Source organism: Streptomyces sp. NPDC047880, assembly GCF_040706515.1.
Lineage (GTDB): Bacteria > Actinomycetota > Actinomycetes > Streptomycetales > Streptomycetaceae > Streptomyces.
Map to the genome: position 1 here is coordinate 106,821 of NZ_JBEZOK010000013.1, position 18,206 is coordinate 125,026.

19 protein-coding genes are annotated in these 18,206 nt (G+C 70.6%); 6 read left to right on the forward strand and 13 right to left on the reverse strand.

Annotated features, from left to right (window positions below; all coding sequences use genetic code 11):
• Positions 1 to 91: 91 nt before the first annotated feature.
• The 4 genes from AB0937_RS20790 to AB0937_RS20805 form a co-directional block, all read right to left on the reverse strand.
• Entirely contained in the window at positions 92 to 1,096 is a 1,005-nt protein-coding gene (locus tag AB0937_RS20790; RefSeq protein ID WP_366713566.1) for a MerR family transcriptional regulator, read from the reverse strand.
• Positions 1,097 to 1,099: 3 nt separating this feature from the next.
• Positions 1,100 to 1,771, reverse strand: coding sequence for a HEAT repeat domain-containing protein (locus AB0937_RS20795; protein WP_366713567.1), 672 nt, complete (start codon positions 1,769 to 1,771; stop codon positions 1,100 to 1,102).
• Between the two features lie 35 nt (positions 1,772 to 1,806).
• The gene (locus AB0937_RS20800) at positions 1,807 to 2,964 is read right to left on the reverse strand and encodes a hypothetical protein (protein WP_366713569.1); all 1,158 of its coding nucleotides are present in this window, start codon (positions 2,962 to 2,964) and stop codon (positions 1,807 to 1,809) included.
• A 90-nt stretch (positions 2,965 to 3,054) separates the two neighbouring features.
• Entirely contained in the window at positions 3,055 to 3,885 is an 831-nt protein-coding gene (locus AB0937_RS20805) for a TnsA-like heteromeric transposase endonuclease subunit (protein WP_366713570.1), read from the reverse strand.
• Positions 3,886 to 4,131: 246 nt separating this feature from the next.
• On the opposite strand from AB0937_RS20805, the gene AB0937_RS20810 reads away from it, so the two are divergent.
• Positions 4,132 to 4,809: a DUF6215 domain-containing protein gene (locus tag AB0937_RS20810; RefSeq protein ID WP_366713571.1), complete on the forward strand. Its 678-nt coding sequence runs from the start codon at positions 4,132 to 4,134 to the stop codon at positions 4,807 to 4,809.
• 63 nt (positions 4,810 to 4,872) lie between these two features.
• On the opposite strand, the gene AB0937_RS20815 is transcribed toward AB0937_RS20810, so the two are convergent.
• Positions 4,873 to 7,359 carry an alpha-L-arabinofuranosidase C-terminal domain-containing protein gene (locus AB0937_RS20815; RefSeq protein ID WP_366713573.1) on the reverse strand — a complete coding sequence of 829 codons (2,487 nt, stop codon included), beginning with the start codon at positions 7,357 to 7,359 and terminating at the stop codon, positions 4,873 to 4,875.
• A gap of 134 nt (positions 7,360 to 7,493) precedes the next feature.
• Between AB0937_RS20815 and AB0937_RS20820 the strand changes: the two genes are divergently transcribed.
• Positions 7,494 to 7,940 carry a DUF6314 family protein gene (locus AB0937_RS20820; protein WP_366713575.1) on the forward strand — a complete coding sequence of 149 codons (447 nt, stop codon included), beginning with the start codon at positions 7,494 to 7,496 and terminating at the stop codon, positions 7,938 to 7,940.
• Here the strand turns inward: AB0937_RS20820 and AB0937_RS20825 are convergent.
• The 3 genes from AB0937_RS20825 to AB0937_RS20835 form a co-directional block, all read right to left on the reverse strand.
• Positions 7,922 to 8,515 carry a histidine phosphatase family protein gene (locus AB0937_RS20825; RefSeq protein ID WP_366713576.1) on the reverse strand — a complete coding sequence of 198 codons (594 nt, stop codon included), beginning with the start codon at positions 8,513 to 8,515 and terminating at the stop codon, positions 7,922 to 7,924. The two genes, AB0937_RS20820 and AB0937_RS20825, sit on opposite strands and share 19 nt — an antisense overlap.
• A gap of 73 nt (positions 8,516 to 8,588) precedes the next feature.
• Complete coding sequence (locus tag AB0937_RS20830) at positions 8,589 to 9,029, reverse strand: GNAT family N-acetyltransferase (RefSeq protein WP_366713578.1); 441 nt, start codon at positions 9,027 to 9,029, stop codon at positions 8,589 to 8,591.
• Positions 9,030 to 9,070: 41 nt separating this feature from the next.
• A complete protein-coding gene (locus AB0937_RS20835; protein ID WP_366713579.1) occupies positions 9,071 to 10,507 on the reverse strand; it encodes a PLP-dependent aminotransferase family protein in 1,437 nt (478 codons plus the stop codon).
• Between AB0937_RS20835 and AB0937_RS20840 the strand changes: the two genes are divergently transcribed.
• Positions 10,506 to 11,426 carry a DMT family transporter gene (locus tag AB0937_RS20840; RefSeq protein ID WP_366713581.1) on the forward strand — a complete coding sequence of 307 codons (921 nt, stop codon included), beginning with the start codon at positions 10,506 to 10,508 and terminating at the stop codon, positions 11,424 to 11,426. The genes AB0937_RS20835 and AB0937_RS20840 overlap by 2 nt on opposite strands.
• 93 nt (positions 11,427 to 11,519) lie before the next feature.
• On the forward strand, positions 11,520 to 11,720 hold the full coding sequence (locus AB0937_RS20845; RefSeq protein ID WP_010045242.1) for a DUF1918 domain-containing protein: 201 nt from the start codon (positions 11,520 to 11,522) through the stop codon (positions 11,718 to 11,720).
• 84 nt (positions 11,721 to 11,804) lie between these two features.
• On the opposite strand, the gene AB0937_RS20850 is transcribed toward AB0937_RS20845, so the two are convergent.
• On the reverse strand, positions 11,805 to 13,034 hold the full coding sequence (locus AB0937_RS20850) for a family 10 glycosylhydrolase (RefSeq protein WP_366713583.1): 1,230 nt from the start codon (positions 13,032 to 13,034) through the stop codon (positions 11,805 to 11,807).
• Between the two features lie 180 nt (positions 13,035 to 13,214).
• On the opposite strand from AB0937_RS20850, the gene AB0937_RS20855 reads away from it, so the two are divergent.
• Positions 13,215 to 14,090 (forward strand): 3-hydroxybutyryl-CoA dehydrogenase, encoded by an 876-nt coding sequence (locus AB0937_RS20855; RefSeq protein WP_185009286.1) that lies wholly within the window; start codon positions 13,215 to 13,217, stop codon positions 14,088 to 14,090.
• A gap of 22 nt (positions 14,091 to 14,112) precedes the next feature.
• On the opposite strand, the gene AB0937_RS20860 is transcribed toward AB0937_RS20855, so the two are convergent.
• Entirely contained in the window at positions 14,113 to 14,340 is a 228-nt protein-coding gene (locus AB0937_RS20860; RefSeq protein WP_366713584.1) for a hypothetical protein, read from the reverse strand.
• 219 nt (positions 14,341 to 14,559) lie between these two features.
• Here AB0937_RS20860 and AB0937_RS20865 point away from each other — a divergent pair, with 219 nt between their 5' ends.
• Entirely contained in the window at positions 14,560 to 14,817 is a 258-nt protein-coding gene (locus AB0937_RS20865; protein WP_366713586.1) for a hypothetical protein, read from the forward strand.
• Here the strand turns inward: AB0937_RS20865 and AB0937_RS20870 are convergent.
• The 3 genes from AB0937_RS20870 to AB0937_RS20880 form a co-directional block, all read right to left on the reverse strand.
• Complete coding sequence (locus AB0937_RS20870; protein ID WP_366713588.1) at positions 14,814 to 15,359, reverse strand: NUDIX hydrolase; 546 nt, start codon at positions 15,357 to 15,359, stop codon at positions 14,814 to 14,816. The two genes, AB0937_RS20865 and AB0937_RS20870, sit on opposite strands and share 4 nt — an antisense overlap.
• A gap of 106 nt (positions 15,360 to 15,465) precedes the next feature.
• Positions 15,466 to 16,806: a transcriptional regulator gene (locus tag AB0937_RS20875; RefSeq protein WP_366713589.1), complete on the reverse strand. Its 1,341-nt coding sequence runs from the start codon at positions 16,804 to 16,806 to the stop codon at positions 15,466 to 15,468.
• A 273-nt stretch (positions 16,807 to 17,079) separates the two neighbouring features.
• Positions 17,080 to 18,096, reverse strand: coding sequence for a PP2C family protein-serine/threonine phosphatase (locus AB0937_RS20880; protein ID WP_366713590.1), 1,017 nt, complete (start codon positions 18,094 to 18,096; stop codon positions 17,080 to 17,082).
• Positions 18,097 to 18,206 lie beyond the last annotated feature (110 nt).

Sequence of the window (18,206 nt, forward strand, 5' to 3'; positions counted from 1 at the left end):
GGAGGTCCGCTGTCCCTCGTCGGTGGACGGTGATCAGCCCAGGACCCCTCCGCCCCGCAGGCCGCTGACGCGGCGCCCCAGGAAAGATCCGTCATCGTGCGTCGCGTAGCTGAAGAAGGTATGCCGCAGTCAGCGCAACGGCACGGTCCTCGTCATGCGACAACTCCACGAGGGCACGCGACGCCCTCGTGCCCGGGATGCCCGCAAGCGCCTGGGTCAGCCGTCCGCGTGCAGGCGCTTGGGTGGTGTCGTGGGCGAGGTGGTCGACGAGCCTGGTCGCGATCTGATCCGCCCTTGCGGTGTCGCTCGCCAGCACGCTCAGCGCATCGGCCGCGTCGGTGTCGTTCCTTCCCTCCACGATCATGTCGATGAGCATCGGGACCGCATCTGCCTCACCACGTGCCCCAAGCGCCAGAGCCGCATACCTGCGGACCACGATGTCGGGGTTCGCGAGTGCATCCCGCAGGTGCGCGGCAGCCTCACCGCCGGGCATCTCGGCGAGGGACTGAACGGCACGTTCCCGCACCGCGGCCGCCGGTGAGCCCAGTCCCTTCGACAGCAGTGCCGCGCCGCGGTCGCCGGATCGCGCCAGCGCCCATCGAAGGGCCCCGGCGACGTTCGGCTCCCTCTCGCTCAGTACCGCCTCGACCAGCGCCTCCACCGGCACCGGTGCTTCGTCGGCCGAGGAGAGGGCCGCGCGCTGGCGCGCTTGGGCGCTCTTCGACCCCAGTGCTTGGAGGAGCGAAACGACTTGGAGGACGCCCTCCCAGCCTGCGGGGTCTGCGGCATCGATCCGGCGCAGCCGCGTGAGCAGTTCGGTCTCCGCCGCGATGCGTTCGCGCGTCTGGCGGATGAGGTCGTCGACGAGCGCTGAGGGCGTGAAGCTGGGATCGTCGAGCGCGCGTCCGATCTCGCGCAGCGACAGACCCAGCGACCGCAGGCTCTCGATATGGAAGATCCGCCGGATGTCCTCCCCGGAGTACTCCCGGTAGCCGGAGCCGGTACGACCCGAAGGACGCACCAGACCGAGCGATTCGTAATGCCGGAGCATGCGGGCACTGACCCCGGACCGTCGCGCCACCTCACCGATCAACACGTCCTATCGTCCCTCCTGGCCGGACCTGCCGAGGGCCACGACGCGTTTCGCCTCCTCGATTGCGGACTCGAATCCGGTGTCCGGTTCGCGCAGCAGCCGTTGTGTGGCGAGCGCGTGCGCGCGCATGCGCGGGTCAGGGGCTGTCGTCGCAGCAAGGAGAGCCGGCACCATCAGTTCACCCAGCGCGACCAGCGCCCGGCTGAGACTCAGCTGCATCTCTCGCCCACCGCGCCCGAGCTGCGTCGCCAGCACCGCGGCCAGCGCGGACTCCTCGCCTTCCGGCACGAGTATGACCGCGGCTCGCCAGGCGCTCCGCGCCACCTCGTCGTCGGCGTCGGACAACAGCGCCCGTGTGATCGCCGGCCACGCCTGCCGGTCCCCGATCTTGGACAGCGTGTGCAGCGCCTGGCTCCGTGCCTGCGCACGCTCCGACCGGGCTTCGCGGACCAGCTTGGGAAGCGTCATGGACACCGGGTGGCGGGTGAGCGCCCAGGTCAGCATGTCGCGAACGAAAAACTCGGGCTCGATCGCGCATCGCTCGATGAGCTTGTCGATGAAGCGCGGGTCAGGCGTCGTGCCGCCCGCCAGAGCAGCCCGCAGTCGCACGGACGAACGGCCGTCCTCCAACCCTTGAAGCACTCGTATCGCATCCGTGTCCTGTCTCGTGATCGTCATCGAGACCACCTCCTTGGCAAGCAGTGAAGGCCCTGTCACCGTGTCAAGGTCAATTCGATGTCTGCGACGAGCTGGTGAGCGTAATCGGTGAGTGTTTTCCGCAGGTCAGCGTAGTGACCCATCGGATCGGGGCGGGTGAGTTGGAACCAGGCGGTGTTCCGGCGTCGCGCCCAGTCTTGCTGGATGTGCAGTGGTTGCTCGGCTTCGATGGGGCGAGGGGCGAACAGGTGCTCACCACGCGTGACGTGGACCCAGATGAACACGGACGCGTCCTGGCGCTTGCGATCGTCGAGGGCGGGTTGCTTGCCGCGCAGAGGCGCCAGTCGGCCGGTCAACTCCTGCCAGGTGCTGGGATCGAGGCACCAGTCGCAGAGGGCTTCTCGGCGGTACTGATAGTCGATGAGTCCGTCGGCTCCGCTGCTGAGTTCCGCGGCGAGGCCCTGTAGGGCGATACCGAACTCCTGCACTTCGCGGGTGGATTTCAACCAGATGTGAGTGTTGTCTTCGGTGTAGAGCGCCTTCTCAGCTTCGAGACCGAGGTAGCGGGCGGCTTCGGGGATTGAAGCTTGAGTGGCCCACTGGACGAGTTGGATGGCTGCGATCCGACGGAGGATCTTGTGGTCGGTTGGGCCGTCGAGTTTCTGGAAGTGGCGGGCATACCAGTCCGGTTCCAGGTGGGAGGGAATGTTTTCAGCCCGGTAGCCGGCGGTGCGGGTGGAGCGTGGGGCGGGCCACCCAGGAGAGGGGGAGGTGCGGATGAGGGGTGCTGCGGCAGTACGCAAACGCCGTGAGCAGGATTTTTCGTACTTGGTGAAGATCTGGGCCCATCCCGCGCGGGCGGGGGCGCCGGTGAGGGCCGAATCGAAGAATTCAGCGAGGACATCACGAAGACTGTCGATCTGTAGCAAGGAGTGGGCAGCGTCGAGGATCGCACCGCAGGCAATGGGGTCTATAGGGGAAGTTTCGTGGACTCGGATGCCGCCAAACGTCCTTCGGGTGTCGGTCTCGATGTCGACAATCGGGGCGAATATGGAGTCGACTCGACGCCTGCTGTGGGGCCACGAGAAAGTGATCAACGCAGCGAGCAGATGCAAGTCACTGAAATATTCGCGGACTTCGTGATCAACGTCGCGGGTTTTGAGCAGGCCGAGAAGATGATGTTGCAGTGCCAGCAGCCGGGGGCCAGGGCGCAAGGCAGGGGGTGGAGCCTGGTCGAGTTGGGCCCGGCAAGGAGGTCGTCTGAGCTTTCGAGCAGCTGCCGCGCAGCGGCCATCAGGCCCTCCCTACTGGGTAATCCACGTGGCATCGTCCAGCGGCTGAGTCAGGTCCATCGCCAGTCGGCGGTGCCAGAGCAGGTGAACCGCATGTACGCGGGCGACCGCAGGCAGCGACGTCTCCTCCGTCAGCTCTCCGAACCGCCGAGGACGTTCCCGTACCAGCCCCAGCAGTTCTCCCTGAAGCCCGAGCCGGTCAGCCATCGGGCGCCTCCGCGCGGACAAGGCGTCAAGGCCGGTCAGCACCTGGCGGCGCCAGCCGGACGCCACCAGGTAGTTCCATCCCACCGCACTGGCCGCCCGGTCCGCCGCGGCGAACTTCACCAGATCCTTTTCCTTGATCAGATGGGCGGGCCGGACATCGACCACCACCGCCGTCCCGGGCAGCAACACAAGGAAATCCGGGGTGTGGTCCTCGCTGCCGTCCGCAGTGGTGAACTTCAGCTTGAACGGCTGCGACAACACCTCGGTCACGGCGCCGGTGAAGTCCAGGGCAAGCAACAGATTCCGCTCGGCCAGGCTCTCGAAGCCATGCATCCGCCCCGTGGCCAGCAGGTACTCCAGACCGGGACGGTGTCGCTGCCCCGCCCGCCAGGTGAATCCACGTACCGGCACTGACGCGGACGCCGGGACACTGGCCAGTTCCCGGACAGGACAGATCACGTCCGCACTCGCGGTCTTCCACCTCGCCGTCCACCGCCGGGCCCAGTCCGGCCCCGTGTCTAGCCTCTCCCTCACAGCTGCATCGATGGCGTACGGAGCAACGAGTTCATCCAAGGTGCAGCTGTGCGACCAGATCGGCCGGGATTCGATCTCCGGAGCATGGACCGTAACCGTCATGCCCCACAACAGCGCGCTTGCACCGCTTCCCGTACAGCTTCTCTCGAAGTCCCAGCAGGTCAGCACACCAGCCGCTACCCTACGGGCCAACACCGACGCTCAGGCGGGCCAACTCAAGCGCTAAAGGGCCAACTCAGCCGCTCAGTCACACGTCCTCCCGGTACCAGGAAATCGACTTTGTCCTGACCATGACCACAGGTTAAGGTCCGCGGGCACATCTCAGGGGATGACGGCGGGTGGGGGAACATGACCGGGGAGATCGACGCGCCCATGAAGAGCGCGAACGCCTGGGGGCAGGCGCTCGCGGCGGTGGCGCTCGTGGGGGCGCTCAGTGCGGGCTTCTGGGGGCTCGCGCAAACGTCGTCCGAGGAGAGCGAGCCGAAGCCGGCCACCTGCTCCGAGGGCGAGACCCCGGCCGCGAAGGGCAAGCACCTCTCCGGCGCGCAGTTGTGCGAGGCGCTGAACCGGTCCGACCTGGCCGCCCTGCTGGGCACGCCGACGGAGATCGCGAAGACGGCCTCCGGCAGCGACAGTTCCTTCGGGAAGATCGCCACCCCGCAGGCGCAGGTCGAGTTCGAGACGTACACCGTGACGCTCTCGGCGACCTACGACGGCATGCCGGTGGCCGGATCGGAGGCTCTCCTCGGAAGCGACGCCCGCCCGCGGAAGACGCTGGGCCGCCCCGGCGTCCTCTACTCGGACCGCACCATCAGCATCAGCTTCCGGCTCGACGGCGAGGACGTCGACAGCGGCCCCGGCGTTCCGGCCCGGGCCCTGACCGTGGCGCAGGACGCGAAGGACCGCGGCGGTTCCCTCGACGTCACCCTGTGGCGCGCGGACGGAGTGGTGCCGGACGACGCGGTGCTGCTGCGCGTCGCGGAGAAGGTGCTGCCGACGGTCCCCGGGTGGAGGCCCGGCGGGTGACACGCACGCGGTGACGGCGCTGCGCGGCCACCGCCCCCGGGACGGCGGCCGCGCAGCGGCGTGTCACCTCTGCTTGATCCGCAGGAACGTCACGGAATGGGCGGGGAAGGTGTAGGTGAACTTCTCCGCCACGCCGCGGAACGTGGACGTCACCGGCGTCACCGGGGTGTCCGTCTCGGTGTTCATGGCGTCCTCGTCGGCGGCCAGCGTGGTGACGCGGGCGGCGGACGCGACCTTCGCACCCCCCAGGTCGACGGCCGTGCGGGCCTCGGCCGCCTGGGCGTTGACGACCTTGACGATCAGGTCCCCGGTCGTCGCGTCCTCGGTGACGACCTGGCGGAACGGCTCGGCCGGCTTGCCGTCGGTGAAGCTCCCCCACTCCTCGCCGTCGAGGAACAGGGTGACCTGGCGGCCGCGCACCTTGATGTCGATGTCGTAGGCCCGGCCGGTCTCGATCGAGCCGGCCTTCGTCATCAGGGTGCCCTTGCCGCCGTCCACGGCCTGCTCGATCGCGGACTGGGTGTTGTTCCAGCCGCCCAGGTTCCACCAGTAGTAGTTGCCGGTGTCCTTGACGCCGAAGGCGACGAGGAAGCCCTCCTTGCCGGACTTCTTGGTGGCCTTCACATGCAGGTCGTAGTCCTTCCAGGCCGGGTCGCCCGCCGTCACCATGGTGTTCTCGGCGGCGGTGTCGGTCTGGACGTACTGGCCGTCCTGGATGCTCCAGCCGCCCGTACCGGTGTGCTTCCACTTCGAGGCGTCACCGGAGAAGTCGTCGCTCAGCAGCGTCGAGCCCTCGGCCGAGGTGACCTTCACGTCGTCGTACGCGGCGCTGGTCGCCCACGTCGACAGGCCGACGGCACCGGTGATGGGGCCGCTGACGTCCGGCGTGGTGGTGGCCCTCGAGGGCACGACACGGTCGCCGACGTTGTTCATGAACAGCTTCTGGACCTCGTAGTTGGCCGAGTTCCAGGACGCCCGGTTGTTGAACCAGATCAGGTCCGGCCGCCATTGCACGTAGTCCTCGTTGGCGAGCAGCGGGGCGTACGAGGCGAGCTTGACGACGTCGGCGTTGCGCTCCAGGCCGGTCATGAAGGCGGCTTCGGACAGGCCGTTCTTCCAGGCGTTGCCCTGCGAGGCGTACTCGCCGAGGAAGACCTTGGGGCCCTCGCGGTCGTAGGAGTCGTAGCGGTCGTTGTTCTGCAGGAACCAGTTCGGGCTGTTGTAGTAGTGCTCGTCGACCATGTCCACCTTGGCGTCGCGGTTGAGCTGCCATGCGGTGTCGAAGGTCGAACCCGCGTCGTCGGGGCCCGAGTTGGAGACGACGGTGATGTCCGGGTACTTCGCCTCGACGGCGGCCCGGAACTGCTGGAAGCGGGCGAAGAACTCCTTGGGGAGGTTCTCCTCGTTGCCGACCTCGATGTGGGTGAGGTGGAAGGGCTTGGGGTGGCCCATCCGCGCACGGACCTTGCCCCACTCGGAGGTCGCCGGGCCGTTGGCGAACTCGATCAGGTCGAGGGTGTCCTGGATGTGCCGCTTGAGCAGCGCGTCGTCGTCGACGGCCTGGTTCTGGCCACAGCCGGTGACCAGCGCGGGGACCACGGGCAGCGGCATGGCGCCGATGTCCTCGGAGAAGCGGAAGTACTCGTAGTAGCCGAGGCCGTAGCTCTGGTTGTAGCCCCAGAAGTTGGCGTTGGTGGCGCGCTCCTCGACCGGACCTATGGTGTCCTTCCACTGGTAGCTGCGCTTGCGCTGCCAGTGCGAGGCCGCACTGTAGTCCTCCATGGAGCCGGTGTTGACCAGACAGCCGCCCGGGAAGCGCACGAAGCCCGGCTTCAGGGCGGCGATCTTCTCGGCGAGGTCCTTGCGCAGGCCGCCTGGCTGGTTCTTGTACGTCTCGCGCGGGAAGAGCGACACCTCGTCGAGCGCGGCGGCGTTCGCCGAGGTGACGGCGAGCCGGCCGCGGTTGCTCGTGCGGGTCGCCGTGAACGTGGCCTTGTACTTGGCCCAGCCGCCCTTCACGGCGACCCGGCGGGCGGTGGCCAGGCTGCCGGAGGCGTCCTTCAGGGAGACGGTGAGGGTGCTGCCGCTCGCGGCGCGGGCCCACACGGAGAAGTCGTAGCGCTTGCCCTGCTCGACGCGGACGCCGGTGTTGTAGCCGGCGTTCGTGACGGACGAACCGGCGCCCAGGGAGAGGTAGTTGCGGTTGCGCTCGTTGAGGCGGCCCGAGTCGTTCACGACCTGGGCCGTGCCGCCTGCCGTCCACGAGGTGAGGGGCGTGTAGGAGCCGTTGTCGGCGGTGGAGTACTCGAAGGATCGGTTCTGCACGAGCTCGGCGTAGAGACCGCCGTCGGCGGCGCGGTTGATGTCCTCGAAGAAGACGCCGTACATGGTGTCGTCGATCTTCGCGCCCCGGCCGGACGGGTCGACGGTGATCGCGTAGCCGGTCACGTCCTCGGCGTGTGCGGGGGCCGGTACGAGGGCTGCCGCCGTCAGGAGGGCGGTGACCGTGAGACCGAGTCTCCCTCGGGTGCGGGCGTCGGTGCGTGGCATGGATACTCCGCGGCTCTCTGCTAGAGGTGTTCGAAATATCAGACATTGATCAGCACTTCGAACGGCAAGATAGGGAGGGGGCGGAAGCGCGTCAATGGGTCGCACGCAACGGCAGGGACGGAGGGCGAGGCAGGATGGGCGAGTTCTGGCCAGTGGCGGATGTACTGGCGTATCTCGCCGGGCGCTGGAGGGTGTCACGGTCGGTACGGGATCTCGCGAACGGCACGGAGGGGGAGTTCACCGGAATCACCGAGTTCCGTGCGGACGGGGAGGCACCTGGCGGGCTGCTGCACCACGAGTCCGGCACCTTCGTGTGGCAGGGCGTCGCCCGGCCGGCGCAGCGCACCCTGCGGTTCCTGCCAGCCCCGGGAGGAACCGCACAGGTGCGGTTCGCCGACGGGCGGCCGTTCCACGACCTTGACCTGACGTCCGGACGGCACGTCGCCGACCACCCCTGTTCGGCGGACCTCTACCGGGGTGAGTTCACCGTCCGCGACAGCGACCACTGGCGGACGGTGTGGCGCGTCCGGGGCCCCGCCAAGGACCTGGTCCTGCGGACCGGCTACGCGCGCGAGGGCTGAGCCGACGCCCCGTCGAGGCGCAGGTTCCAGCGGCCCGCCCGGCCCGTGACGGCGGTCGTCGACAGCGGGCGGACGTCGATGTTCCAGTACGTCGACGGCGGCGCCTTCAGGGCGTACACCAGGGCTGCCCGGATCACCGAGGGCTCGGCCACCGCCACCACCCGGCAGCCGTCCTCGAAGGGCCGGGTGTCCAGCCAGCCGCCGACGCGGGTGATGAAGTCGACCAGCGACTCGCCCCCGTGCGGGGTGGCGCGGGGGTCGGCCAGCCAGGCGTCCACGGCGTCCGGCTCCCGGGCCATCGCCTCGCCCAGCGTCAGCCCGCGCCACCGGCCCATGTCGCAGTCGCGCAGGCCGAGCTGCACCAGCGGCGCGTACCCGAGCCCCTCCCCCGTCGCCCGACTGCGCGGGGTCGGCGAGCAGTAGCGCAGTTCGGCCGCGGCGAGCGGCAGCAGGTCCCGGGCGGCGCGCTCCACCTCGCCCCAGCCGGCCTGGTCCAGCGGCCGGTCGTCCTCGAAACGCTCGGCGAGCAGCGGCGAGCTACGCGCGGCGGCGACGAAGGTGACCCGAAGTGGCATGCGGCGATCGTGAGCGCAGCAAGTAAGCAGGTCAAGAGGTGTTACCTACGAGTTACCCAGGGTGGCGCGGCCCTCACTGGCCGAAGATGAGCGCCATCCACTGCTCGGGGCGCTCCAGCGGGGCGAACCCGAACCGCTCGTACACCCCGTGCGCGTCGTGCGTGGCGAGCAGCACCCGCCGCACCCCGAACGACCGCAACTCCTCCCGCACGGCGGCCACGAGCGCGCTCCCGACGCCTTTGCCGCGCACGGAGCGATCGACGTACACGTCGCACAGCCACCCGAAGGTCGCCCGGTCGGTGATCACCCGGGCGTAGGCGACCTGCTCCCCCGACACCGTGTCGAACACCCCGAAGTTGAGCGATCCCTCGATCGCCAGGTCCTGCTTCTCCCGGGGGCGCCCCAGCGCCCAGTAGGCGTCGGTGGACAGCCAGTGGTGCACGCGCTCGCGGTCGACGCGGGCGGGGTCGGTGGAGATCTCGTAGCCCTCGGGCAGGCTCGGCGTGTCGGTCATGTCCGCGATGCTCGCAGGCCGCCGGAAGGCGCGTCGAGCGGTTATCCGAGCACCTCGTCACAGGCCGTGCGCAGCCGCCGCACTCCCTCCGCGATCTCCCCGGTCCCGGCGACCGCCGCGAAGCTCAGCCGGATGTGCGCGGCCGGTGGTTCGGCGCTGAAGTAGGGGCGGCCCGGTGCGAGGGCGACGCCGGCGCGCAGGGCCGCGGAGGTGAGGGCCGACTCGTCCGTGCCGTCGGGCAGGCGTGGCCACAGGTGGTAGCCGCCGGACGGGACACAGGGCAGGGCGAACTCGGGCAGATGCAGGGCGAGGGCGCCGGTCATGGCGTCCCGGCGGGTCTTCAGCTCGGCGGAGACGGCCCGCAGGTGACGCGGCCAGGCGGGTGAGCCGACGAGTTCGAGGGCGGCTTCCTGGAGGGGGCGCGGCACGAAGAACGTGTCGACGACCTGGATGGCGCGCAGCCGCTCCAGGACCGGTCCGCGGGCGGCCAGGGCACTGACCCGGAAGCTCGGCGAGGTCGCCTTGGTGAGGGAGGAGACGTGGACGACGACGCCGTCGGGGTCGTCGGCGGCCAGGGGGCGCGGCAGCGGCCCCGCGTCCTCGTGCACCAGCCGCCGTACGAAGTCGTCCTCGACGACGAACGCGCCCGCCTCCCGGGCGGTGCGCAGCACCTCGGCGCGCCGCGCGGGCGTGAGCACCGCGCCGGTGGGGTTCTGGAAGAGCGGCTGGCAGACGAAGGCCGGGGCGCCGGTGGCGCGGAACGCGTCCGCCAGCAGCTCCGGCCGTACGCCGTCGGCGTCCACCGGGACGGGCACCGGGCGCAGACCTGCGGCGCGGGCGATGGCCAGCATGCCGGGATAGGTCGGGGACTCGACCAGGACGGGCGCGCCGGGCGGGGCGAGGGCGCGCAGGGCGGTGGTGAGCGCGGACTGCCCACCCGCGGTGATCAGCACCTCGGCGGCCGTGATCGGGCCGCCGATTCCCCGCGCGAACCATTCACGCAGCTCCGGCAGCCCCTCCATGGGCGGCCGCCCCCAGGCGCCGGGGCGGCGCCCGGCCCGTGACAGCGCGGCGGCCATCGCCCGCTCGGGCTGCAGGGACGGGTGCAGATAGCCGCCGTTGAACTCGATCACGCCGGGCGGCGGCGCGGCCAGTGACGCCAGCACCCCGGAGGCGTCGACGGAGCGCGGCACGAGGTCGGCGGCGCCGTCCGCGCTGAGCGCGACCTCCTGCCAGGAGGTGTCACCCGCGGGTGCCGGTGCCGTCCGGGTCTGCGCGCGGAACGCGCCCGCACCGGGCCGGGTGACCACGAGGCCTTCGGCGGCGAGCCGGGCCAGGGCCCGGGAGACCGTCACCGGGCTCACCCGGAACCGCTCGACCAGAGCCCGACTCGACGGCAGCTTTCCACCAGGCGAGTAGCGATCGAGCTCCCGCCGCAGCTGTTCTGCCAGTTCACCCACACTGCTACGCTCTTGCATGAGAGCACAGAATAGCGCTACTGCGACACCTTCGATAGCAGTCGCCACCCCGGGTCCGGAGAGCCGTGGCTTCGGCACCCTCCAGGCGGCCCTCGGCGTCGTCGCCTTCTCGCTGACGTTCCCCGCCACGGCCTGGGGGCTGGAGGGCTTCGGTCCCTGGTCCCTGGTCGCCGTGCGGAGCGTGCTGGCCGCGGTGATCGCCGGTGCCGCCCTCCTGACGCTGCGGGTGCCGCTGCCCGTCCGCCGGCACTGGCCGGGCCTCGCCGTGGTCGGCGCCGGTGTCGTCCTCGGCTTCCCCCTGCTGACCACGCTGGCACTGGAGACCTCCACCACCGCGCACGCCGCCGTCGTGGTCGGTCTGCTCCCCCTCACCACGGCGCTCTTCTCGGCCCTGCGCGTCGCCACCCGGCCCTCGCGCACGTTCTGGATCGCCGCCCTCGCGGGCGCGGCGGCAGTGCTGGCCTTCACCGTGCAGCAGAGCGGCGGCGCCCTGACCACCGCCGACCTCTACCTGTTCGCCGCGCTGCTGGTCTGCGCGGCCGGTTACACCGAGGGCGGTCGGCTGGCCCGGGTCATGCCGGGCTGGCAGGTGATCGGCTGGGCGCTGGTGCTCTGTCTGCCGCTGACCGTGCCGGTCGCCGCGTACGCCCTGGCACACGAGCCCGTACGGCTGACCGCGCACAGCGTCACCGGTCTGCTCTGGGTCGCGGCGGGCTCGCAGTTCGTCGGGCTGGTCGCCTGGTACCGCGGCATGGCGGCCATCGGCATCCCCAAGGCGAGCCAGTTGCAGCTCGCCCAGCCGCTGCTCACACTGGTGTGGTCGGTGCTGCTGCTGGGCGAGCACCTCACGGTCGCCGCCCCGTTGACGGCCGCGGCGGTGCTGGTCTGCATCGCCGTCACACAGCGATCACGCGGCTGAGCGGGAGCGCGCGGGGCCCCTGCCGGCAGGCGCCCCGCACCGTAGACTCGGAGGCCACGGACCGCTGCTCCACACTTCGTGAGGAGGCTCCAGATGCGCGCAACCGTGGGCGACCAGCTTGTCCAGCACGGCAGGGTGGTCGGTCAGCACGACAAGGTCGGCGAGATCGTCGAAGTGCTCGGCCAGGAGGGCAACCCCCCGTACCGCGTCCGGTTCGAGGACGGGCACGAGGGCGTCTGCTCCCCGGGCCCCGACACGGAGATCCGGCACAGGGAGACCACCACCGGGCCGTGACTCCGGCGCGCGAGCGGCGGCGGCCGCTCCTGACCGTCGGCCGCTCGGCACCAGATGCCCGTCATGCCCGTACGGGCCGGCGGCTCAGCGCGGTGGTGGCACCGGCCGGCCGTAGTGATCGGCGACGACCCGCGCCATCGCCCCGATCCGGTCGGCCGCCACGTCCCTGGCGGCGAAGTAGACGTGTCCGCGCACCTGCGGGTACTCCCCGGCCAGCGTCAGATGCCGGGACAGCTCGCCCGTCTCCTGCCACGCCGCGGGCTGCGCCGGGTCGCCGGCCTTGTACAGCGCCTCCCCCACGTAGAGCTGTGTCGGGCTGTCGCGCGCGACCTCCGCCCACCAGCGCACCAGCTTGGCGTAGTCGGCCGCGGCGAAGCCGATGTTCCAGTACAGCTGCGGGACGACGTAGTCGATCCAGCCCTCGCGCACCCACTTCCGGGTGTCCGCGTGCAGGTCGTCGTAGGTCTCCACACCGGCCCGGGTGTCCGAACCGGCCGGGTCAGTCGAGGCGTTGCGCCACACGCCGAACGGGCTGATGCCGAAGCGGGTGCCCGGCCGGACCTCCCGCACCCGGTCCGCGGTCTCGCGCACCAGCCGGTCGATGTTGTCCCGCCGCCAGGCGGCCCGGTCCGGGAAGCCGCCGCCGTGCTCCTCGTAGGCGTCGTCGTCGTCGAAGGTCTGCCCGGCCACGGGGTACGGATAGAAGTAGTCGTCGAAGTGGACACCGTCCACGGGGTACTTCGCCACCGCGTCGAGCATCGCGTACTCGACGAAGGCACGGACCTCGGGCAGCCCCGGGTTGTAGAAGAGCTTCCCGCCGTACGTCACCACCCAGTCCGGGAAGCGGCGCGCGGGGTGGGAGGCGGCGAGCCGGGACGGGTCGGCGTGGACGGCGATCCGGTACGGGTTGAACCACGCGTGCAGCTGGAGACCCCGGGCGTGCGCCTCCTTGACGGCCGTGCCCAGCGGGTCCCAGCCGGGGTCCTTGCCCTGGGTGCCGGTGAGGTACTGCGACCACGGCTCGTACGGCGAGGGCCACAGCGCGTCCGCCGTGGGCCGGACCTGGAAGAACACGGTGTTGAGCCGGTTGCGGACCGCCGTGTCGAGGTGGGTCAGCAGTTCGGCCCGCTGCTGTGACGCGGACAGGCCCGCCTTGGACGGCCAGTCACGGTTGGCCACGGACGCGATCCAGACACCCCGCATCTCGGGATCCGGCGCCCCTCCCCCGCGTCCGGACGCGGCCGACGCCCGGGGCATCGTCGTGAAAGCCGACAGCGCCGCGACCGCGAACGCCCTGCGTGACACTCGTCCCATCCGGATGCCCCAAAATGCCGTGGATCCGCCCGGTCGCGGATCACTCCGGGGCCAGCATGCCCGAAGCAGACCCGACCCCCGCGATCGATCATCGATACTTCGGAGTAACGTGCACGAACGGAGCAGGCGCCGGGACCCGGCCGGTCTGCCCGGACGTAGATCAGCAGCGAAAGGGACGATGTGACGGACATCCCAGCGGGAGACATTGCACGCGTCGGAGTCGTGGGCTGCGGTCAGATGGGCGCGGGGATCGCCGAGGTGTGCGCCCGGGCCGGCCTGGACGTCATGGTCGCCGAGACCACCGGCGAGGCCCTGGAGATCGGCCGCACCCGGCTGTTCACCTCCCTGGCCAAGGCAGCCGAGCGCGGCAAGATCACCGAGGAGGAGCAGGAGGCCACGCTGGCCCGCCTGAGCTTCACCACGGACCTCGGCGAGTTCGCCGACCGTGACCTGGTGATCGAGGCCGTGGTCGAGAACGAGCAGGTCAAGACCGAGATCTTCCAGGTGCTCGACCAGGTCGTGACCCGGCCGGACGCGATCCTGGCCTCCAACACCTCCTCCATCCCGCTGGTGAAGCTGGCGGTGGCGACGTCGCGGCCCGACCAGGTCATCGGCATCCACTTCTTCAACCCGGCCCCGGTGCAGAAGCTCGTCGAGCTGATCCCGGCGCTGACCACCTCCGAGGGCACGATCAGCCGCGCCCAGCTGTTCACCGAGAAGCTGCTCGGCAAGCACGCGATCCGCGCCCAGGACCGCTCCGGCTTCGTGGTCAACGCGCTGCTGATCCCGTACCTGCTCTCCGCGATCCGGATGTTCGAGACGGGCATCGCCAGCCGCGAGGACATCGACAACGGCATGGAGATGGGCTGCGCCCACCCGATGGGCCCCCTGAAGCTGTCCGACCTGATCGGCCTGGACACGGTCGCCTCGGTCGCGCAGTCCATGTACGAGGAGTACAAGGAGCCCCTGTACGCCGCTCCCCCGCTGCTGCAGCGCATGGTCGACGCGGGCCGGCTGGGCCGCAAGACGGGCTCGGGCTTCTACACGTACGCCTGACCGCCCGGCTGACCCGGCCATCTCAACGCCGCCGCTCCTCCGGCCACGGCCGGGCACGGCGGCGTCCCCATTCCTGCGCCTGCTCGGTCATGCGCCGGCGCAGCCAGCCCATCCAGAAGGCGAGCGGTGTGATCACGAGCGCGATCAGCAGCGCCGCGCCCCACCCCTCCCCGGAGGAGAAGCGGACCATCACGACCACCAGCGCGTAGAGCGCCAGTGTGCGGGCCACGTCCTTCCGCCACTTCGTCATGACGTCCCCGGTACCCTTCGCGGCCGGTTACAGACGGTCAGATTTCGGCCAAGCGGCGGGCCCGGCACCGGGGTGGGTGCCGGGCCCGCAGCATTCACACACCGTGTGCGCGCCGGGCTCGCATATGCCCTACGCACACTCTCCCCAGGCACCCACCAGGCGAGTTGACTCCACAGCGCGTGCAAGGGATGTGAAACGACTACGGAAAGGAGCGGAATCGTGACCGTCGATCCCGAGCATCCCGTCGTCCATGGAGAACTCGCAGAGTTACGGCGCCGCCTCGATGTGGCCTACGCCCGCGTCGAAGGCGGACTGGCTCTGCTCAGCCACCGCACCGAGGAGACCGCCAAGGAACTCGACGAGCTCAACACCCGGATCAACTCGCTGGAACACGCGCGCTGGCCGCTGCCCGCGGTCGCAGCCCTCACCGCCGTGGGTGCCCTCGTCATGACGATCTGGCAGGCACTGGGGCGCTAGGGCAACACGTCCTGACCGAGCCTGAGATGGTGCAGCAGGAGTAACGCGGCCGCCATGTTGGCGGCCGGGACCTCGCCGCGGGCGACCATGTCGGGGACGAGCTTGAGGGGCACCCATTCCCGGCGGTCCGACTCGAAGTCGTCCACGGGGTGCCCGACGTACTCGCCCTCGTCGGCCCAGTACACGTGGTGCCGGGCGTCGGTGAGCCCGTTGGACGGCTCCACGCTCATGAGGTGGTGCAGGGGTCCCGGCCGCCAGCCGGTCTCCTCCTCCAGTTCCCTGGCGGCCGCGCGGGCGATGTCCTCGCCGTCCTCGACCACCCCGGCCGCGAGTTCCCACCCCCAGCTGTCGGTGATGAAGCGGTGCCGCCAGAGCAGCAGTACCTCGTTGGCCTCGTTCACGACCGTGGCCACCGCAACGGGCCGCAGCCGGATGAGGAAGTGGTCCAGGTGCCTGCCGTCGGGCAGTTCGACATCCGCGAGATTGACGCTGAACCAGCGGTTTGAGTACACAGTTTGTTCGTTGCGTTTCGTCCACTGCACGGTTCTGCCACCTTCCGTCGAGTGAGTGGCAATATCGCAGCAGGGACGGACTGACAGCAGGCGCACAGGAAGCGCCTCGGCGCGACACGGGCACCACCGCCCGGAGTTACAACGGTACGCGCAGTGCCCCGTCGATGAGTTCGGCGGCCTCCGCCGTGCCCGCGCAGCCACTGCGCACCAGGTGCTCCCGCACGGCACGCAGCCGGTCGCGCAGCCGCTGGGACTCCATGCCCCGGGCCTGCTCGGCCATCTGCACGGCGATCGCCACCGCCTTGTCGGCGTTGCCCTGCCGCAGCTCGATGGTGCTGAGCATCGCCAGGCGGTGCACCCGGCCGCGGTCGTGCGCCGGGTTGTCGACGGCGGCCGCGGCGTGCTCCCCTGCGGCCGCGATCTCCCCGAGGCTCAGCAGCGCCTCCGCCACCTGCACGTTGACGAGCCCGGGCTGGACATACCCGGTCTCGTCGGGCTCGTAGCCGCGCCGGATGCGCTCGGCGGACTGCTCGGCCCGCCGGATGCAGGACAAAGCGCTGGTGCCGTCGCCGAGATGCGCGTACGCCTTGGCCTGCATCGCGTACAGGTCGGAGGCGAGCGCCGGGGTGATGTGCTTGCCGGCGGCCCGCAGGGCGGCCTCCGCGAAGGCGACGGACTGCCGGTACTCCCGCATGAACAGCGACTGGTTGACGAGCAGAGCGATCACATACGCCCCGAGCCCCCGGTCACCGCTGGCCTTGGCGAGCCGCAGCGCCTGGTGGAAGTAGCGCTGGGCGAGCCCGTGGGCGTCGGAGTCGTAGGCGCAGATACCGGCGACCGCCACCAACCCGCCCGTGGCCCGGTGCAGTTGACGGCCCGTCTCGTCGGTGTAGCTGCCGCGCAGCAGCGGGGCGGCCTCGGCGTTGAGGAAGCCGACGATCCGGGCCCGGGTCGCGATGCCCCCGGCCTTGCGGTACATCTGCTCGTAGTGCGTCCGGGCGGCCCGCAGCATCTCCAGGTCGCCCGCGGTGACCCGGTGTCTGCCGCCCCGCGAAACGTCCACGTCCTCGGGCGGGTTCTCCCATTCCCACACCGGCATCACGGCGGGGGTGCCGGTGAGGGCGGGCGCGCCCAGGATGTGCGGACGCTGCTGCTGGTCGGAGCGCCACAGGGCGGTGGCCCGTTCGACGAACCCGGACAGGGAGCCGGTGTGCGGGGCGGACGGCTCGCCGGGTACGCCGAGGCCGATGTCGTCGAGGGTGACGTGCCGTTGCAGCCGGGCGGCGAGCACCTCGCAGATCAGGTCCGGCACCTGGCCGCGGGGGCGCTGCCCCTTCAACCACCGTGCGACGGCGGTGTGTTCGTACCTCAGGGACAGGCCACGGGCCCGCCCTGCCTGGTTGACGTGTGCGGCCAGCCCCGCGTGCGAGATCCCGGCTTCGTCCAGGATCGCGTCGAGCAGAGTGTTGGGCTGCATGTGGGCCCCCCGGGTGGCTCGGTGCGGACAGATTAGTGGCTCCTCCTTCACACGGGGTGTGAACGGAGTGCTCGAATCCGCACGGTGTGCGCACTGTCGCTCACAGTCGCGGGCCGGTTGACTGAATTGCCTCGAAAGAGGCCGGCCGGGCCGCCGGCTCCCCCTCGTACAGTGCGGCGGCCCGCTCCCGCCGTCCGCCCGGCCGCCTGCCCGACACTCCGTGGCGGGGCGGACGGCTCCGCCGGCCGTGCGCTGCGAGTCATCGCCGTGGTGTCACAGGTGTGTCATCGGCTGCGGGCACGTGGTGGTCGTTCGCGCAGTTCCCCGCGCCCCCAGGCGGGCAGGCCGTCCGTTCCTCAGTGCCAGCAGCGCGATGTCGTCCGGCGGTGTGCTCCGGGTGTGATGCCGGAGGGCGGTCGAGATCCTGCCGACGACGCCCTGCGAGGAGAGCGGGCCCTCCGCCGCCGCCCCCGTCGGCGCCGTCGCCAGCGGGGAGAATCGGCCACGGGCGTCCCGGGCGTCCTGCGCACCGTCCGTGAAGAGGAACAGCGCGTCATGGGGCTCGAGGCGGCCGAGTCGCACCGTCGGCAGTACCGGCGGCAGCGGAAAGAGGCCCAGCGGCGGATGCGGGTCGCCGGCGGCGAGTTGCTCCGCCCGCCCGCCGCTCAGCCGGTACGGCCAGGGATGGCCGCAGTTGAGCGCGAGCATCTCGCCGTCGGGACGGATCTCCACGAGAAGCAGGGTCACGAACTCCTCGGCGGCGCCCGCGGGATGCTCCTGGCGCAGATGCCGGTCCAGGGCGCGTTCCAGCCGGCGCAGCACCAGGCCGAGGTCCCGCTCGTCGTGCGCAGCCTCGCGGAAACAGCCGAGTACGGCGGCGACGGTCCCGAACGCGCCGATGCCGTGCCCGCGTACGTCGCCCATCACGGCCCGTACGCCGTGCTCGGTGGCGACGACCTCGTACAGGTCGCCACCGACCGCCGCGCCCCGCTCCGCCGACAACTGGGCGGCGGCCACGTCCAGCCCGCCGATCCACGAGGGCAACGGCCGCAGCAGTGCGCGCTGCGCGGCGCCCGCGATCCGGCGCACCTGCCGCAGCTCCCGCATCAGCGAGTGCCGCACATGAAGGATCAGCGCGGTCCCGACGGCGAAGAACACGGCACTGGTGACGAGCCGTGCCTGGAGACCGGTCTCCTGGGCGAGCGGACAGACCAGCTTGTACGTAACGGCCGCCGCGCCCCACGCGGTGGGAAGACCGAGGCTGCGTACCCGACCCCTGACACGGATCATGCCGATGGCCCCCCAATAGGCCCTGACACACAGAATCGGACCGGCCCGAGAAGGCCGGTCCGATTCTGTCGACAGCACGCCGGGAGAGGGGGAGATCACCCGCCTTTACC

Excerpts from the sequence above, each read along its gene's own strand:
- AB0937_RS20795 (WP_366713567.1), bottom strand. The coding sequence starts at position 1,771 with ATGACGATCACGAGACAGGACACGGATGCGATACGAGTGCTTCAAGGG.
- AB0937_RS20805 (WP_366713570.1), bottom strand. The coding sequence starts at position 3,885 with ATGACGGTTACGGTCCATGCTCCGGAGATCGAATCCCGGCCGATCTGG.
- AB0937_RS20810 (WP_366713571.1), top strand. The coding sequence starts at position 4,132 with ATGACCGGGGAGATCGACGCGCCCATGAAGAGCGCGAACGCCTGGGGG.
- AB0937_RS20815 (WP_366713573.1), bottom strand. The coding sequence starts at position 7,359 with ATGCCACGCACCGACGCCCGCACCCGAGGGAGACTCGGTCTCACGGTC.
- AB0937_RS20820 (WP_366713575.1), top strand. The coding sequence starts at position 7,494 with ATGGGCGAGTTCTGGCCAGTGGCGGATGTACTGGCGTATCTCGCCGGG.
- AB0937_RS20825 (WP_366713576.1), bottom strand. The coding sequence starts at position 8,515 with ATGCCACTTCGGGTCACCTTCGTCGCCGCCGCGCGTAGCTCGCCGCTG.
- AB0937_RS20830 (WP_366713578.1), bottom strand. The coding sequence starts at position 9,029 with ATGACCGACACGCCGAGCCTGCCCGAGGGCTACGAGATCTCCACCGAC.
- AB0937_RS20840 (WP_366713581.1), top strand. The coding sequence starts at position 10,506 with ATGAGAGCACAGAATAGCGCTACTGCGACACCTTCGATAGCAGTCGCC.
- AB0937_RS20835 (WP_366713579.1), bottom strand. The coding sequence starts at position 10,507 with ATGCAAGAGCGTAGCAGTGTGGGTGAACTGGCAGAACAGCTGCGGCGG.
- AB0937_RS20845 (WP_010045242.1), top strand. The coding sequence starts at position 11,520 with ATGCGCGCAACCGTGGGCGACCAGCTTGTCCAGCACGGCAGGGTGGTC.
- AB0937_RS20850 (WP_366713583.1), bottom strand. The coding sequence starts at position 13,034 with ATGGGACGAGTGTCACGCAGGGCGTTCGCGGTCGCGGCGCTGTCGGCT.
- AB0937_RS20860 (WP_366713584.1), bottom strand. The coding sequence starts at position 14,340 with ATGACGAAGTGGCGGAAGGACGTGGCCCGCACACTGGCGCTCTACGCG.
- AB0937_RS20875 (WP_366713589.1), bottom strand. The coding sequence starts at position 16,806 with ATGCAGCCCAACACTCTGCTCGACGCGATCCTGGACGAAGCCGGGATC.
- AB0937_RS20880 (WP_366713590.1), bottom strand. The coding sequence starts at position 18,096 with ATGATCCGTGTCAGGGGTCGGGTACGCAGCCTCGGTCTTCCCACCGCG.